Source organism: Kitasatospora sp. NPDC096077, assembly GCF_040303245.1.
Lineage (GTDB): Bacteria > Actinomycetota > Actinomycetes > Streptomycetales > Streptomycetaceae > Kitasatospora.
In genome coordinates, this window is sequence record NZ_JBEOSV010000033.1 from 1 (window position 1) to 15,191 (window position 15,191).

Here is a 15,191-nt window from a genome sequence, read left to right on the forward strand (position 1 = left end):
GTAGCTGTTGGAGATGAACTTGGCGCCCTGGGCGACGGCCTGGTTCACCGCGGTGCCGAGGTCGGACATGTTCGCCGAGCTGGCCTCGACCAGCAGGATGTGGGCGTTCGGGGCGACGGCCGAGACCATGTCGAGGTCGAGGGAGATCTCGCCCGCCCAGCCGGTGTCGGGGCTGGGGTAGCTGGTGCCGCCGTTCTGGTCCATCTTGGTGAAGCAGCCGTTGGCCGTGGTGCAGTCGGGCAGCCCGAACTGCGTGCGGTAGGCGGCCAGGTCGGACTCGGCGTTGGGGTCGTCCTGGGCGTCGATGATGGCCACCGTCTGCCCGGCGCCGCCGTTGGCCGGCAGCTTGTAGGCGCTCTGCAGGTCGCCCGGGCCGAGGCCGGAGGGCGTGGCGTCCAGGGACACCGCGCTGTGCGCGAAGGCGTGAGGCTGGACGACGTCGGTGCGCACCAGGGCCTGGCAGGCCATCAGGTGCGGGTCGGCCGGCTGGGCACAGACGCGCTTGGCGCCGACCTGGCCGGTGGCGCTGTCGGCGGCGCCGGCGGGGGCCGCCAGCGCGAGACCGGCGGCCACCACGGCGCCGACCGCGAGGGTCGCGGTGGTGGCGCGGAGCCGGCCGTGCCGAATGGGGGAAAGGAAGCTGTGCATGCGGAGCCCTCCCGGAGGGGGTCGGGCCCTGGGCGTGCGGGCGAGGCCGTCGTGCGACGGCGGGTCGGGGTGCAGGCCCGGGGTGTGGGGGGATGAGCGCACGTGCAGACGGCAGTCCTGGCGTCCGGCGGGGCATGGCACTCGGCCCGTGGGGGACCGGGTCGCCGGGTCGGACGAGGGGTGATCGGGACATGCCAATGGGGTGGTGCTGAACCTTCAGGGCGTCAGCGGTAGGAAGGTAGCCAAGCCCATGGCGGCCGGACAAGGCCGAATCCCGCGCCATGACCGAGGCTTGACCGGGCGGGATCCCGCCACTGGCGCGCCCCCGCCGCCGCCCCCGCTGAGCGGCGGTTCACCTCGTACACGGAACGGCCCAGGCCGGTGCGGGCCCCGCCCCGGTCGGCGGTCACGGGGCGGGGCCCGGGGGCCGGGTGTGCGGTCGTGGGCGAACCCAGTGGCCGTCGCGGCCCGCCGGGGAGGGAACGACGGCCGCCGGGGACGGGCCGACGCTTCAGCGGCCGGGGGTCAGGGCGCGCAACAGCCGTCCTGCCGCAGCGCCTGGCCGATGGCGAGCCAGTCCTGTTCCGGACCGGCCGGCCGGTCCGCCGCCATGGTCGGGGTTCCGGCGCCCACCAGGTCCGCGCGCCGGAACACGATGCCGTCCCGCATCACCCACGAGGTCCGCGCCAGGTCCGTGAAGTCGTGGAACGGATCCCCGTCGACCACCGTCAGGTCGGCGAGCTTGCCCGGCTCCACCGTGCCGAGGTCGTCGGCCAGCCCGAACAGCCGGGCCGGGGTGGCGGTGGCCGTGCGCAGCGCCTGGGCGGGCGTCAGCCCCGCGTACCGGTGCAGGGCGCGCAGGCCCAGGTGCACCTGGAGGCCGACCGGGGTGAGCGGGGCGTCCGTGCCGAGGGCCAGCTCGCCGCCGTCCGCGACGATCCGCCGGTAGACGTCCATCTCCCGCCGGGCCGTGCGCCGTTGTTCCGGGGTGGTCGCCGTCCGGGCCTGGAGCTGGACGCCGGCCGCGTCCCACGGCGGCATCAGCGCCGTGACCCGGGTGTCGTCGGCCAGCGAGGGGTCGTCCCCGAGCAGGTAGAACGCCGAGAACGGGGTGATGATGATGCCGAACCCCCCGCCCCGGTAGATCTCCTCGACGTCCTGGTAGGAGCGGCCGGTCGGCGAGTAGACCCGGCCGTACTCCTGCCGCTGGGTCGCCGACAGGTGGGTGGTGAGGTCGTGCCCGAGCTGCACCCCGGGCGTCAGCAGATGGCTGCCGACCGGCACGCCGAGCCGTTCGTGGGCCGCCTCGGCCGCCTGGGCCATCATCCAACCGGGCGCCCGCACATAGGTCTTGACGAAGTCGCAGTCCAGCGCCACCAGGCGGTCCAGGCTGCGCCGCAGCCCGTCGGCGGTCCGGTGGGCGCGGCCCATGCTGTACGCCACCCGGCTGCCGTCGAGCAGTTCGCCGGTGGTCAGGAAGCGGGGCCCGTCCAGCGTCCCGGCGTCGATGGACTCCCGGATCCGCGCCTGCTCGTAGGCGAAGCCGCCCAACGAGGCGGTGCCGGTGACGCCGTAGGCGAGCATGGTGCGGGTCTGCCGGCCGCCGTAGGTGTTCAGGTACGGGTGGGTGTGGGTGTCCCACAGGCCCGGCAGGACGGTGCAGCCGGTGGCGTCGACCAGCCGCTCGCCCGCCCGGCGCGCGCCCGAGCGGTGCGGTTCGACGGCGGTGACCCGGTTGCCGGTGACCACGACGTCGACGTCCTCGCGGACGGACTCGCCGGTGCCGTCCCACAGCCGGGCGGCGTGGATCCGGGTGACGTCGGAGCGCGGCGGCAGGGCGCGGCGGGTGCGCAGCGGGACGGCGACGGTGCTCGGCTCGCCGCCGTCGCGGCCGACCAGCCGCAGCCGGCCCGCCGAGAGGTGGAGCAGCCGGGCGGAGTCGCCCGACCAGGACGGGTGGTCGGCGGCGTCCTCGGTGATCCGGCGGGCCTCGCCGGTGGGCGTGCCGTCCGGGGCGACCGGCAGCACCCAGAGCGCGGAGTCCACCACCAGTGCCAGCCACCTGCCGTCCGGGGACCAGACCGGGCCGCTGTCGCAGCGGTCGGCGATCGAGGCGTCCGGCAGCGGCAGGAAGGACCTCGCGGAGCCGTCCCGGGTGTCGACCACCCGGATGACGTTGTAGCCCTCGCGGAAGCGGTGGTTGAGGCGGTTGCGGTCGCAGTACGCGAGGTAGCGGCCGTCCGGGGACCAACTGGGCCGTCCCGGTAGGCCGTTGCCCCCGAGCGGGGTGGCGAGGCGGTGCTCGGCGCCGGTGCCGGGGTCGACCAGGAGGAGGTTGCCCAGGACGTCCTGACAGGCCAGCCTCGTGCCGTCGGGGGAGAGCGCCGGGTTGAACCGGCCGCCCCGGGCGAGCACGGTGTCGGTGCCGTCGTCCAGGCTCAGCCGGTGCACGGCGCCCAGGCCGTCCCCGCCCTCGTCCCCGTCGTGGGTGTAGAGGACGCTGCGCCCGTCCCGGCTCCACGAGGGCATCTGCACGTAGTGGGCCGGGGTGGCCTGGAGGAGCTTGCGGGGCTGCCCGCCGATCGGCAGCAGCCACAGCGCGTTGAGCGCGCAGAACACGACCGAGCGCCCGTCCGGGGAGAGCGCGGGCAGGTGGATCCCGCGCAGGTCGCGCTCGGCGGTGGAGTCCAAGTCCCGGACCTTGCGCCGGTATTCGGGCCGGTGGACCTCCAGCCGGGCGCGGAACGGGACCTCCCTGGCGCTGTCCAGGGCGGCGGAGCGGTCGGTGAGCCGGCCGTCCGCGAAGTAGACCAGCCCGCCGTCGGGCGTCCAGCACGGCGGCAGCGGCGAGACGTCCTCGTCGCCGGAGACCACGGTGCCGTCGACGACCAGGGAGGAGGTGGCCGACCGGTAGTCGGAGGTGACGGGGGCGTCGCCGACCAGGACGTGGGCCAGCCGGCCGTCCCGGGCGACCACCGGGCCGACCACGGTGCCGCTGTCCACGGTGCGCAGGACGCTCACCGGGCCGCCCGCGGCCGGGACGGCGGCGATGGTCCGCCCGCCGGAGGCGTCGGCCCGGACGAAGACCACCCGCTCGCCGTCCGGGTGCCAGGACGGGTCGTAGTCCTCGACCTCGGGCTGCGAGGTCAGCCGGGTCAGTCGGCCGGTGGCGAGCTCCACCGTCCAGATGTCGTACGAACTGCCGGCCGCCGCGTCGCCGGCGCGCTCGGAGGAGAAGGCGAGCCGGCTCCCGTCGGGGGACCAGGACACCCCGCGGTCGTCCCACGGGCCGGTGGTGAGGCGGCGCAGGTCCGAGCCGTCGGGGGCCATCGCCCACAGGTGGAACCCGCCGCCCCGGTAGGCGCAGAACGCCACGGTCGAGCCGTCCGGTGACCACACCGGACGGGTCGGCTCCAGCCCGGGGTCGGTCAGCGCGGTCGCCGTGCCGCCCTGCCGCGGCAGCGCCCACAGCACGCCCTGTACCTCGACGATCAGCCGCTCGCCGTCCGGGGAGAGGGCGACGGCGGCGTTGGTGCCGGCGGTGAACTCCAGCACCCTGGCGGGGTGGTGGGCCGGATCGGGGGTGGCGGCGGCAGCCGGGGTCGACCCGCCCGGCCCGAGCGCCGCGCCGGCGCCGGCCAGCGCCGCGGCGCCGATGAAGCCGCGGCGGCTGAGTTCGCGTGCGGTGAGCTGCCGCGCGCCGGGTTCGCGTGCGGTGAGCTCCCGCGCGGTGAAGTCCTGTGCTGTGTCGGCGTCTTGTGCTGCGTTGGCGTCTTGTGCGTTGAAGTCCCGTTCGTGCCCGTCCCGGAGAAACGACACACCCGGCTCCCTTCCCGTCACCAGTGGACCCGCCGCCCGGCCCGGCTCGGCCGAGCCCGGCCGGGGGCGTTCGAGCATTCTCGACATGTCCATTGTCGATCGGATGTGGTCGTGGAAGGGCCGGTTTCGAACCTTTGGTTCGTCAACAAGTCGACTGGCGTGCGGGATTCACACCGTTTCCGGGCTGCCGCCCGGCGTGTCGGGCCGGGGTTCGTCCGGCCCGTCGAGGAGGAGCTCCAGCAGCGGGAGCGCCGTCTCCAGGGCGCGGCACTGCTCGTCGGTGAGGCGGGCGCTGCGGCGGGCCAGCAGGGCGGTGCGCTCGCGGCGGATCCGGGCGAGGGTCTCCCGTCCGTGCGGGGTGGGGGCGAGGAACTGGGCGCGGCCGTCCTGCGGGTCGGGGGTCTTGTCGATCAGCCCGGCGGCGACCAGCGGCCCGACGGTGCGCACCATGGACGGGACGGCCACCCCCTCCCGTGCGGCGAGTTCGCCGAGCCGCAGCGGGCCGTGCTGCTCCACCCGGGCCAGGGCGGAGAGCTGGGCGGAGGTGAGGTCCTGGTCGCCGGAGGCGCGGACCAGCTGGCGGTTGAGCCGGCCGATCGCCAGGCGCAGCCGGACCACCGCCTCGGCGGAGAGTCCGCCGCCGTCCGCGCTCACGCTCCGCGCTCCGGTCCGCGCTCCGCTCCGCGCTCCGGTGCGGGCGGGGCCGGTCGGTCGGTGGCGGGCCGGTCGGTGGCGGGCAGGGTCCGCTCCCGGACCAGCGAGGCGGCCGCGGCCACCAGCGACATCGCGATCGCCAGCCAGAACACCACCACCAGGCCGTCGTGGAAGGGTCCCGAGATCAGCTGGGGGAAGAACTCGCGCCCGGTCAGGGTGTGCGCGTTGGCCGCCGGGAGTCGGCCGAGCACGTGCGGGCCCAGCAACTGCTGGACCGGGTTGTAGCCGAGGAAGGCGGCGAACAGGGTGCCGACCGGCGGCAGCGAGGCGATCGCGTGGGCGTCGGCGGCGGGCACCCCCTGGGCGGTCAGTCCGGTGGTCAGGGTGTGCGGCAGCGAGCCGGCCAGTCCGGCCACCATCAGGGAGAAGAACACCCCGATCGACAGCACCATCCCGGCGTTCTGGAAGGTGGCCCGCATGCCGGAGGCGGCGCCGCGGGCCGCGGCCGGCACGCTCGACATGATCAGCGAGGTGTTGGGGGCGGCGAACAGGCCGCCGCCGAGGCCGTTCAGGAACACCAGCAGGGCGAACCACGGGTAGCCGAAGTCGGTGGGCAGCAGGAGCAGCCCGGCGAAGGAGAACGCCATCACCACCAGCCCGCCGGCCGCGAAGAACCGGGCCCCGGCGCGGTCCGACAGGTAGCCGGCGACCGGTCCGGCGGCCAGGAAGCCCACCGTCAGCGGCACGAGGTAGATGCCCGCCCAGAGCGGGGTGTCGGCGTAGTCGTAGCCGTGCAGCGGCAGCCAGATGCCCTGGAGCCAGATGATCAGCATGAACTGCAGCCCGCCGCGGGCGATCGAGCCCAGCAGGGTGGCCGCGTTCCCGCCGGTGAAGACCGGGTCGCGGAACAGCGACAGCGGGAACATCGGCTCGGCGGTGCGGGACTCGACCAGGCAGAACAGCGCGAGCAGCGCCACCCCGCCGAACAGCCCGGCCAGCACCCACGGGTTGGTCCAGCCCATGGTGTGGCCGCCGTACGGCTGGATGCCGTAGGTGATCCCGGCGAGCAGCGCGGTCAGGCCGACGCCGAAGGTGATGTTGCCCCACCAGTCGATCCGGGCGGGCCTGCGCACCCCGGTCTCGCGCAGCGAGCGGTAGGCCCAGACCGTGCCGAGCACGCCGATCGGCACATTGACCCAGAAGATCGACCGCCAGTTCCACTCGGCCAGCAGCCCGCCCAGCACCAGGCCGATGAAGGATCCGGCGATGCCCGCGACGATGTTGACCCCGAGGGCCGTGCCGCGCTGGCGGGCCGGGAAGGCGTCGGTGATGATCGCCGCCGAGTTGGCCATCAGCATCGAGCCGCCGACCGCCTGCACCACCCGCCAGCCGATCAGCCACAGCGCGCCCGGGCCGCCGTGCAGCGGGTCGAGCGAGAGGGCCACCGAGGTGAGGGTGAAGACCAGGAAACCCGCGTTGTAGATCCGGACCCGGCCGTGGATGTCGCCCAGCCGGCCGAGGGTCACCACCAGGACGGCGGTGACCAGCATGTAGCCCATCAGCATCCACAGCAAGTAGCTGACGTTGCCGGGCTGCAGCGGGTCCAGCCCGATGCCGTTGAAGATCGCGGGCAGCGAGATCAGCACGATCGAGGCGTTGACGGTGGCGATCAGGGTGCCGAGCGTGGTGTTGGACAGGGCCACCCACTTGTACCGGGGGTGGTCGGCCGCCACCCCCGAACGGGCCGGGCGCGGCCGCCCGGTTCTGCTGCCGCCGTCGCTGGAGAGTCGTGTCGCCACCGCTGCCTCCTGCTGGCCCCGACCGGCCCGTACGGGCGTGGGGATGGGCGTGGGAATGGGCGTGGGAATGTCGATAGCTTTCGCCAACTAACGATAGTCCCGGCGCCCGTTCGACGGGTAGGGCGCGTTCGCGGCCCGCGGGCCCGGGCGGCGGCCCCCGGTTGAGCGCCCCGACGATTCGGGTACCACCCCTGGCATGTCCGACGAGAAGAACCGCTCCGTGGCCGAGGCGATCCTCCCGCTGGTCGGCGGCGCCGCCAACATCCGCTCGGTCGCCCACTGCATGACCCGGCTGCGGCTGGGCCTGGCGGACCGCTCCCTGGTCGACCGGGCGGCGCTCCAGGCGCTGCCGGCCGTCCTGGGCACGGTCGACGACGACACCTACCAGATCGTCCTGGGCCCCGGCGCCGTCGCCGGGGTCACCGCCCAGCTGCGCCGACTGCTGGACTCCGGCGCTGCCGCCGGGGGCGCGGCGCCCCCGGCGGCGCCCGTCGCCGCGGCGTCCGCGGTGCCGTCCGGCGCCGAGGAGCTCGCCGGGCGCGGTGCGCGGATCCGGGCCGAGCAGAAGGCGCGCAACGCGACCCCGGTGAAACGGGCACTGCGCAGGATCGCCGACATCTTCGTCCCGCTGATCCCCGCCCTGATCGGCTGCGGCATCGTGGCCGCGCTGTCCGGGGCGCTGGCCAACCTCGGCTGGGTGCCCGGGCTGGTCGCCGCGCTGGGCGCGGTCTCCTCGGGCTTCATGTCGCTGCTCGCCGTCTTCGTCGGCTACAACACGGCGAAGGAGTTCGGTGGCACGCCCGTGCTGGGCGGGGCGGTGGCCAGTGTGATCGTCTACGCGGGGGTCGCCAAGGTGGAGGCCTTCGGCCACCATCTCACCCCCGGGCAGGGCGGCGTGGTCGGGGCGCTCGGCGCCGCGCTGCTGGCCGTCCACCTGGAACGGTGGACCCGGCGGATCGTGCCCGCCGCCCTGGACGTCCTGGTCACCCCGACCGTCACCGTGCTGCTCGGCGGACTGGCCGCCCTCTACGGCCTGATGTTCCTCGCCGGGGAGGTCTCCACCGCCATCGGCCACGCCGCCACCTGGCTGCTCGCCCACGGCGGACTGCTCGCCGGGCTGGTGCTCGGCGGCCTGTTCCTGCCGCTGGTGATGCTCGGTCTGCACCAGGCGCTGATCCCGATCCACACCACCCTGATCCAGCAGCAGGGCTCCACCGTCCTGCTGCCGATCCTCGCGATGGCCGGTGCCGGGCAGGTCGGCTGCGCCGTGGCCGTCTACCTGCGGCTGCGGCACAACGCCTCGGTCCGGGCGACCATCCGGTCCGCGCTGCCGGCCGGACTGCTCGGGGTCGGTGAACCCCTGGTCTACGGGGTGACGCTGCCGCTCGGCCGCCCGTTCGTCACCGCCTGCGTGGGCGGCGCCGCCGGCGGTGCCTTCGTCGGGGTGGCCGGCCAGCTCGGCAACGCGGTCGGCTCCACCGCCGTCGGCCCCTCCGGCTGGGCGCTGTTCCCGCTGCTGGCCGGCCCGCACGGCCTCGCCGCGAGCGCCGCCGTCTACGCGGGCGGACTGCTCACCGGCTACCTGGTCGGCTTCCTGGCCACCTACTTCTTCGGCTTCACCCGCGCGATGCTCGCCGAGTACGACGCCGCCGCCCCGGCCCCCGTCGCGACTGCTCCCACCGCGACTGCTCCCACCGCGACCGCTCCCGAGTGAGGCCGGAGCACCCGGTCAACGGCGCAGTTCGGCGACCGCGTGGGCGACGACCTCGGCGGCCTCCTCCGGGCGGGCCCGGAAGTGCGGGTGGTAGGGGCGGGGCGGGGCCGGGGCGGCGCCGCCGGTGTAGACGGCCAGCACCCGCTCCCCGGGGCGGATCAGCCCCTGCTCGATCGCGTCCAGGGCGCCGGCCAGCGCGTACAGACCGGCGCGTTCGTGCGGAACGCCGTCGGCGCCCGGGGCGACCGGGACACCGGCGTCCCGCAGCAGGGTGACGGCACGCGGTTCCAGTTGCAGGTAGCGGGAGTTGGCGAGGGCGCGGACGGTCCCGCGGGACTCGGCGCAGAGCCGGCGCATCCGGGCGACCAGCTCCTCGGTGAGGCTGCGGCGGAACAGCGTCGGTTCGAGTAGCTCCGGCTCGGGGGCCCTGCCGTGGTCCTCGGGGGCGCGGGCCGCCCGGTCGTCGTCGAGGCCGAGCGCGTGGACGAACGGGGCCACCGCCTCCTGCTGGACACCGAGGAAGCGCGGCAGGGCGACGGCCCCGCCCGGCTCGCGCCGGAGCTCGCGCAGCCCCTGGTAGTAGCCGATCGGCCCGTAGCCGCTGGACAGGGCCTGGACGTGCCAGTCCCACCGCCGGCCCAGCTCCCGGCCGGCGTCCCGGAGGAGGAAGGCGCGGAGCTTGTTCGCCTCGTCCTGGTCCGCCGGGGTCGGTGCGGCGGGGAGGTGGAGCGCGGCGGTGCACTCGGCCAGGACGGCCTTGATCCGCTGCTCGGGCGCGTCGACCTCGACGAACCGCACCGCGCCGGAGTCGGCGAGGTCCGGGGCGATCCGGCGGCGCGAGGCCGGGGGGTGGAGCAGGACGGCGCGCAGCCCGGTGTGGACGGCGTAGGCGGCGAGGGCGTTGGCGGTGTTCCCGGAACTCTGGGCGAGCACCAGCGGCTGTTCGCGCCGCAGGCACTGGGCGACGGCCAGGCAGACCAGCCAGGCCTTGAAGGTGCCGGTGGTGTTGGTCGTGGAGAGGTCCAGCACGTCGATCAGGACCTCGCGCTGCGGCGGCAGTTGGACGATCCGGCCGCCCTCCCGGAGCGCGGCGCGACGGAGCAGTGCGGGATCGGCGGGCAGGTGGGCGGCGTACCGCCGGACGACCCGGTCCTGGGTGTAGATCTCCACGTCGCGGTCCTGTGCTCCCTGCCTCGTGCGCCGGTTCGGTACGGCGCGTTCGGTGCGGCACCCTCGGTACGGCGCCCTCGGTACGGCACCTTCGCTACCGCACCGCGGGCCATCCAAGCGCCGATCCGGCCGCGGGCCGCGCCGAAACCGGTGGACGTCACCTGCACGGGTGATCACCGGCTCCGGGGCTTCGCCGGGCGGGTGGCCCACCGTCAGACTGGGGCGGCCAGCCATCCATCCGGCGAGCGAAGCGGGCGGTAGAGACGTGGACAGTGCGGATCCCGAGCGGGTCACCCGGTTCGTCCGGCAGGAGGTCGGCCGCTATCTGGCCGGGCACCCGGAGGACCGCTACCCGGCCACCCTGGTGGGCGAGTTGGCCCGGCTGGGCGCCCTCGGCGCCACCGTGCCGGCCGAGTTCGGCGGCGGCGGGTGGAGCCGACGCCAGGTCGCCGTGCTCGGTTACGAGTTGGGGCGGGCCTGGCAGCCACTGGCGGGCCTGGTCGGCACCCATCTGAAGCTGTGCCGGCTGGTGCTGGAACACGGCACGCCGGAGCAGCGGGGCGAGTGGCTCGGTCCGATGGCCCGCGGTGCGGCGGTCTTCGCCCGCGCCTACCACGAGCAGGGCCTCGGCGATCCGGCCGGGCTGCGCACCCGGGCGGTCCGTCGGGGCTCGGTCGGCGTGCTGAGCGGCCGCAAGAACTGGGTCACCAACGCGCGGGACGCCGACCGGGTGCTGGCCGTCGCCCGCAGCGGGGCGTCCGTCGTCGGTGTCCTGGTCGACCCCGGGCGGCCGGGCGTGACGGTCGGGCCGGACCTGCCGAGGCCCGGCATGCTGGGCGTCTCGCTGGCCGAAGTCACCTTCGACGACTACGAGTTCGACCCGGAGCGGGAGGTGCTCGGCGGCTGGGGCCACGATCTGACCGGGGCCCTGCGCCGGCACGACGTGACCAGCTACGCGGCCCGGGCCGTGGGGTCGGCGGACGCGGTGGTCGAGCACGCCCTGGGCTTCGTGCGGGCCACGCTGTCCGAGCGGACGCCCGAGGCCCGGGGGGCCGTCCGGCTGCGGGCCGGGGAGCTGGTGACCAGGCTGGCGGTGATGCGGGCGGTCTGGGAGGCGCTGCTCGAACCGGCCGCCCCGGAGGCGCCGTTCGAACCCGCCGCTGCTGCTGCGGAGGCGCCGGGCCGGATCGACTCCGCGACGGCGAAGGTGTTCTGCACCGAGGCGCTGCAGGAGATCGTCCGAGCGGCGGCCGTGCTCTGCGGCGGGGCCGGGTACGCCGCCCCGGACGGCGTCCTGGGCCGCCACTACCGCGACGCGCTGGCCCTGGTGATCGTGGGTGCGCCCAACGACGTGCTGCTGTCCCGGCTCGGCGGGCAGGCGCTCGGGGTCGGGTAGGCCCCCGGGGGGCGGTGAGGCTCGGGGCGGTGAGGCCCTCCGGACGCGGTGTCGGGGGCCGCTTCGTTATGCCCCCGTGACCTCCGGGTCCGGTGCGATGGGTCTACCTTTGTCGACGCTCGGTCAACTCCACGCCCTCACCCAGGAGTAGCCATGTCCGAAGCCCGTCGGCACGCCCTCGCCGTGTCCACCGCCCTGCTGACCCTGCTGGGCACCGCCGCCCCGGCCGTCGCCGCCGGCACCCCCACCCTCGTGCAGGCCCCGCTCGCCCACCACGGCGGCGGCCTGCGCAACAGCACCAGTGGCAACTGGTCCGGCTACGCCGCCACCGGCGGCAAGTTCACCAGCGTCAACGCCAGTTGGGTGCAGCCCTCGGTGTCCTGCACCGGGGCCGACACCTGGTCCAGCTTCTGGGTCGGCCTGGACGGCGACGGCAGCAGCACCGTCGAACAGACCGGCACCGAGGCCGACTGCTCCGGCGGGTCCCCGGTGTACTCCGCGTGGTACGAGATGTACCCGGCCTACCCGGTCGACTTCAGCAACGCCGTACGGCCCGGCGACCACTTCACCGCGAGCGTCACCACCAACGGCAGCGGCTCCTTCACCCTCACCCTCGCCGACACCACGGCGGGCTGGAAGCGCACCGTCAACAAGACCCTGCGCGGCGCCGCCCTGGCCTCCGCCGAGGTGATCGCCGAGGCTCCGTCCAGTTCCACCGGGGTGCTGCCGCTCTCGGACTTCCACTCGGTGTCCTTCACCGGCGCCGGCGCCAACGGCCGGAGCCTGGGCGGCTTCACCCCGGACGCCATCACGATGGCCTCCGGCGGTGTCACCCGGGCCGCCACCTCCGGGCTGAGCGGCGGCAGTTCCTTCTCGGTGACCTGGAAGCACAGCTGACCGCACGGCTGGCCGCACAGTTGAGCGCACGGAGGCCGCCGCCCCGGCCGGGTGGCGGCCTCCGTCGTCCCTGGGGTCAACGGCCGCTCTCGGCCCGGGACTTGGCCCAGGCGGTGAGCAGGGCGGTCTCCTGCTCCGGGGTCAGGGTCGCGGGCAGCGGCTCGAAGGGCTCGATGTCGCGGGCGGTGTCCGCGACCGGGCGCAGCCGCAGGCCGGTGGCCAGGGCGGCGGCGGAGTCGGCGGTGCGGGTGGCCAGGGACAGCGGGTCGGTGGTCCACAGCGGCAGCGCGCGGTTGGTGAGGCCGGCGGCTTGCAGGAAGTCGTCGTCCACCCAGGTGAGGGTGGTGCCGGGCGGGGCCACGGCGGAGGCCACGGCGTCGAGGAGGTCGCCGACGGTGCCGGTCGCGGGCGTCGCCGCGTGGTACGCGCCGGAGGCGCCCCGGGTGAGCAGGTCGAGCATCCAGTCGGCCAGGTCCCGGGCGTCGACGACCTGGAGCGGGGCGTCGGGCCGTCCGGGGGCCAGTACCTCGCCGCCCCGGGCGAGCCGCTGCACCCAGTGGTCGAAGCGGTGGGTGTAGTCCTGCGGGCCGACCACGTAGGTCGGGCGCACCAGCAGCACGTCCGGGCCGAAGCGCTGTCGCGCGGCCTGCTCGCACTGGACCTTCAGGACGCCGTAGCTGTCGACGGTGATCTCGTCGGCCTCGGGGCCGTCGGCGCGGACCAGCGGGGAGTCCTCGGCGTACCCCGGCGCGTCCGGGGTGTCGTAGACGGCGATGGACGAGACCAGCAGGTAGCGTCCGGCCGCGCCCGGGTCGTCGAGGGCGTCGGCCAACTCCCGTACCTGGCGCGGGAAGTAGGCGCTCACGTCGACGGTGGCGTCCCAGCGGAGACCGCTCAGCACGGACAGGTCCGCGTCGCGGTCGGCGATGAGGTGGGTGGCCTCGGGGAGCAGGCCGGCGCCGGACCGGCCCCGGTGCAGCACGGTGACGTCGTGTCCGGCGGCGAGCGCGGCCCGGGCGAAGTGCAGGCCGACGAACCGGGCTCCGCCCATGATCAGTATGCGCATGGGGTCATGCTCCCAGTTCGCCGCGGTCCCGACCAGGGTGCCGCCAGGGCGTTCGGTCGGGGTGTTCGGTCGGGGTGTTCGGTCGGGGTGTTCGGTCGCGGTGGAGCCCGGGGGACCGGGTCAGAGCACGGCCAGGACGTCCTGGTGCACCCCGTCGAGGACGAAACCGTTGTCCAGCCGCACCCGGAGCGTCACGAGGGCGCCGCGCTCCCGGTGCGCGGCCCACTCCGGTTCCAGCGCGGCGACTTCGCCGGCCAGCCGCTCCCGGCTGGCCGTCGGCATGGTGTGTCCGTAGTCGTCGAGGAGCGCCCTGAGCCGCTGGTACTCGCGCACCCCTTCGCTCTCCGGGAGTTCCCCGTCCACCCGCTCGACGGTGCCCTCGGCCCCGGCGCCGAGCGACAGGAACCCGACGACGGCCGCCGACGTCCCCGGCTCCCCGGTGACGGCCTCGCCGATCGCGAGGTCCTCCGTCAGCCTGACGCGTCGGCCTGCCTCCCAGGTCATCCGTGCACTGCCCCTCGTCCGCTCCGTGCCGTGGCGCGGTCCGCCGACGGTCCGGCCATTATCCGCCGACCGGTCCGGGCCGGTGCACGCCGGCTCAGCGCAGCCCGAGGCAGGGCAGCCAGGTGCGCGCGGCGTCGTGGTCCGCGGTGAGCAGGGCGCACAGCGGGCCGGCCGCCCCGCCGAGCAGGCCCATGCCGGTCGCGCCGAGGGCCGCCACCTCGGGCAGGCGGGTCCGCAGGTGGGTGAGCAGCCGGGCCCGCAGCGCGGCCGCGGCGGGCAGGGCGGCGTGCCGGGCGAAGGCGTCGGCCACCGCCAGGACGCCGGAGGCGCCGTGGCACAGGGCCAGCAGGTCGCTCGGGCGGTCGCCGAACAGGTGGAACCGCTCGTCGTAGCGTTCGGCGAGCGAGGTGAAGGCCGCGGCGGCCCAGTCGGCGGTCTCCCGGTCGCCCAGCGCGTCGGCGGCGTCCCACAGCGCCCAGGACACGCCGGGCGTGCCGTAGCACCAGGCCTGGCGGGCGCGGGCTCCGCCGGGCGGCGGGGCGTCGTCGAGCCCGGCGCCGTCCCAGGTGCGGATGGAGCGGGCGTCGTCGAAGGACTGCCGCACCAGCCACCGGGTCGCGCGGCCCAGGGCGGGCGCCAGCCCGGACGCCGGCCCGGGTGCCGGTCCGAGTCGGCGCAGCGCGGCGGTGAGGGCGGTGACGACGCCCGCGACGCCGTGGCCCGTGCCGGTGTTGATCCGGCCGTCGAGCCAGCCCAGGTTCGGATGGCCGGCGTACTGTCCGGTGCGCAGCCGGGGCAGTGCGTCGGCGTCGCACAGCCCGGTCAAGTGGTCGGCGAACGGGCCGAGTTGGGCCGGCGTGGGGCTGGTGCCCGCGGTCAGGGCGAGCAGCGTGCCCGAGGGGCCGACGATGAGGTCGTAGTCCGGGAAGGCGACCTGCTCGCGGCGGTGGCCGAGGGTCGGCGCGGTGCGGACCAGGTGGTCGCGGAGCCGGTCGGCGACCGGGGTCAGGCCCGGGTGGACCCCGGCGCCCAGGCGCAGGCCCACCAGCGTTCCGGCCAGCCCGCCGTCGTACAACCCGCAGTGGGCGGGCCCCCGGCCGGCGTCGCGGGCCCACACCGCCACGGCCCGGGCCGCGGACCGCTCGGCCTCCGGATCACCGGTGGCGTACAGCAGGGCGGCCAGGACGGGGACGCCCGGGTCGGAGGGGAGTTCGGCGCCCGCCGGTTCCGCGCGGGACCGGGCCGACCAGGCGTCGAGGAGCCGGACGGCGAGTCGGGTGGCGGCGGTGCCGGTGCTCTCGGCGCTCGCGGTGTGGTGCGGCACGACGGCTCCTCGGGAGGTGCGGGGCGGTGCTCCGCCCGGCGGCTGACGCGGGCCGGGTGGAGCGCCGGTGGCGGCGGCCGTCGAGGGCCGCTGTCCGGGGGCCGTGCGGGGGTGTGCCCCGGCGGCCGGGGGGGGGGTGCGCGGGACACCCCCCGGGACTGCGCCACCGTGGGGCAGAGCCCGGCGGGGGCTTGGGCCCA

10 protein-coding genes and 1 pseudogene are annotated in these 15,191 nt (G+C 75.6%); 3 read left to right on the forward strand and 8 right to left on the reverse strand.

All coding sequences use genetic code 11. The features are described 5' to 3' along the window. The 4 genes and pseudogenes from ABTZ03_RS25665 to ABTZ03_RS25680 all read right to left on the reverse strand — a co-directional run. Window positions 1-648: pseudogene (locus tag ABTZ03_RS25665) on the reverse strand (hypothetical protein); the annotation flags it as partial. A gap of 525 nt (window positions 649-1,173) precedes the next feature. Further along, entirely contained in the window at window positions 1,174-4,305 is a 3,132-nt protein-coding gene (locus ABTZ03_RS25670; RefSeq protein ID WP_502894583.1) for an amidohydrolase family protein, read from the reverse strand. Between the two features lie 330 nt (window positions 4,306-4,635). Beyond that, window positions 4,636-5,121, reverse strand: coding sequence for a MarR family winged helix-turn-helix transcriptional regulator (locus ABTZ03_RS25675; RefSeq protein WP_350515421.1), 486 nt, complete (start codon window positions 5,119-5,121; stop codon window positions 4,636-4,638). Then, window positions 5,118-6,920, reverse strand: a complete 1,803-nt coding sequence (locus ABTZ03_RS25680; protein WP_502894580.1) for an MFS transporter — start codon at window positions 6,918-6,920, stop codon at window positions 5,118-5,120. The genes ABTZ03_RS25675 and ABTZ03_RS25680 overlap by 4 nt, the downstream gene beginning before the upstream one ends. A gap of 196 nt (window positions 6,921-7,116) precedes the next feature. On the opposite strand from ABTZ03_RS25680, the gene ABTZ03_RS25685 reads away from it, so the two are divergent. Continuing rightward, window positions 7,117-8,634, forward strand: a complete 1,518-nt coding sequence (locus ABTZ03_RS25685) for a PTS transporter subunit EIIC (protein WP_350515422.1) — start codon at window positions 7,117-7,119, stop codon at window positions 8,632-8,634. A gap of 15 nt (window positions 8,635-8,649) precedes the next feature. Here ABTZ03_RS25685 and ABTZ03_RS25690 read toward each other — a convergent pair whose 3' ends face one another. After that, entirely contained in the window at window positions 8,650-9,804 is a 1,155-nt protein-coding gene (locus ABTZ03_RS25690) for a pyridoxal-phosphate dependent enzyme (protein ID WP_350515423.1), read from the reverse strand. Between the two features lie 265 nt (window positions 9,805-10,069). On the opposite strand from ABTZ03_RS25690, the gene ABTZ03_RS25695 reads away from it, so the two are divergent. Then, the gene (locus ABTZ03_RS25695; protein WP_350515424.1) at window positions 10,070-11,200 is read left to right on the forward strand and encodes an acyl-CoA dehydrogenase family protein; all 1,131 of its coding nucleotides are present in this window, start codon (window positions 10,070-10,072) and stop codon (window positions 11,198-11,200) included. 153 nt (window positions 11,201-11,353) lie between these two features. Further along, window positions 11,354-12,097, forward strand: a complete 744-nt coding sequence (locus ABTZ03_RS25700; RefSeq protein ID WP_350515425.1) for a G1 family glutamic endopeptidase — start codon at window positions 11,354-11,356, stop codon at window positions 12,095-12,097. 76 nt (window positions 12,098-12,173) lie between these two features. On the opposite strand, the gene ABTZ03_RS25705 is transcribed toward ABTZ03_RS25700, so the two are convergent. From ABTZ03_RS25705 to ABTZ03_RS25715, 3 genes are all read right to left on the reverse strand, one after another. Then, the gene (locus ABTZ03_RS25705) at window positions 12,174-13,163 is read right to left on the reverse strand and encodes an NAD-dependent epimerase/dehydratase family protein (RefSeq protein ID WP_350515426.1); all 990 of its coding nucleotides are present in this window, start codon (window positions 13,161-13,163) and stop codon (window positions 12,174-12,176) included. 120 nt (window positions 13,164-13,283) lie between these two features. After that, window positions 13,284-13,667, reverse strand: coding sequence for a hypothetical protein (locus ABTZ03_RS25710; protein ID WP_350515427.1), 384 nt, complete (start codon window positions 13,665-13,667; stop codon window positions 13,284-13,286). Between the two features lie 94 nt (window positions 13,668-13,761). Then, window positions 13,762-14,991: a lanthionine synthetase LanC family protein gene (locus ABTZ03_RS25715; protein WP_350515428.1), complete on the reverse strand. Its 1,230-nt coding sequence runs from the start codon at window positions 14,989-14,991 to the stop codon at window positions 13,762-13,764. Between the last annotated feature and the right edge of the window lie 200 nt (window positions 14,992-15,191).

Coding starts and splice junctions, on each gene's coding strand:
- ABTZ03_RS25685 (WP_350515422.1), top strand. CDS start 7,117: ATGTCCGACGAGAAGAACCGCTCCGTGGCCGAGGCGATCCTCCCGCTG.
- ABTZ03_RS25700 (WP_350515425.1), top strand. CDS start 11,354: ATGTCCGAAGCCCGTCGGCACGCCCTCGCCGTGTCCACCGCCCTGCTG.
- ABTZ03_RS25705 (WP_350515426.1), bottom strand. CDS start 13,163: ATGCGCATACTGATCATGGGCGGAGCCCGGTTCGTCGGCCTGCACTTC.
- ABTZ03_RS25710 (WP_350515427.1), bottom strand. CDS start 13,667: ATGACCTGGGAGGCAGGCCGACGCGTCAGGCTGACGGAGGACCTCGCG.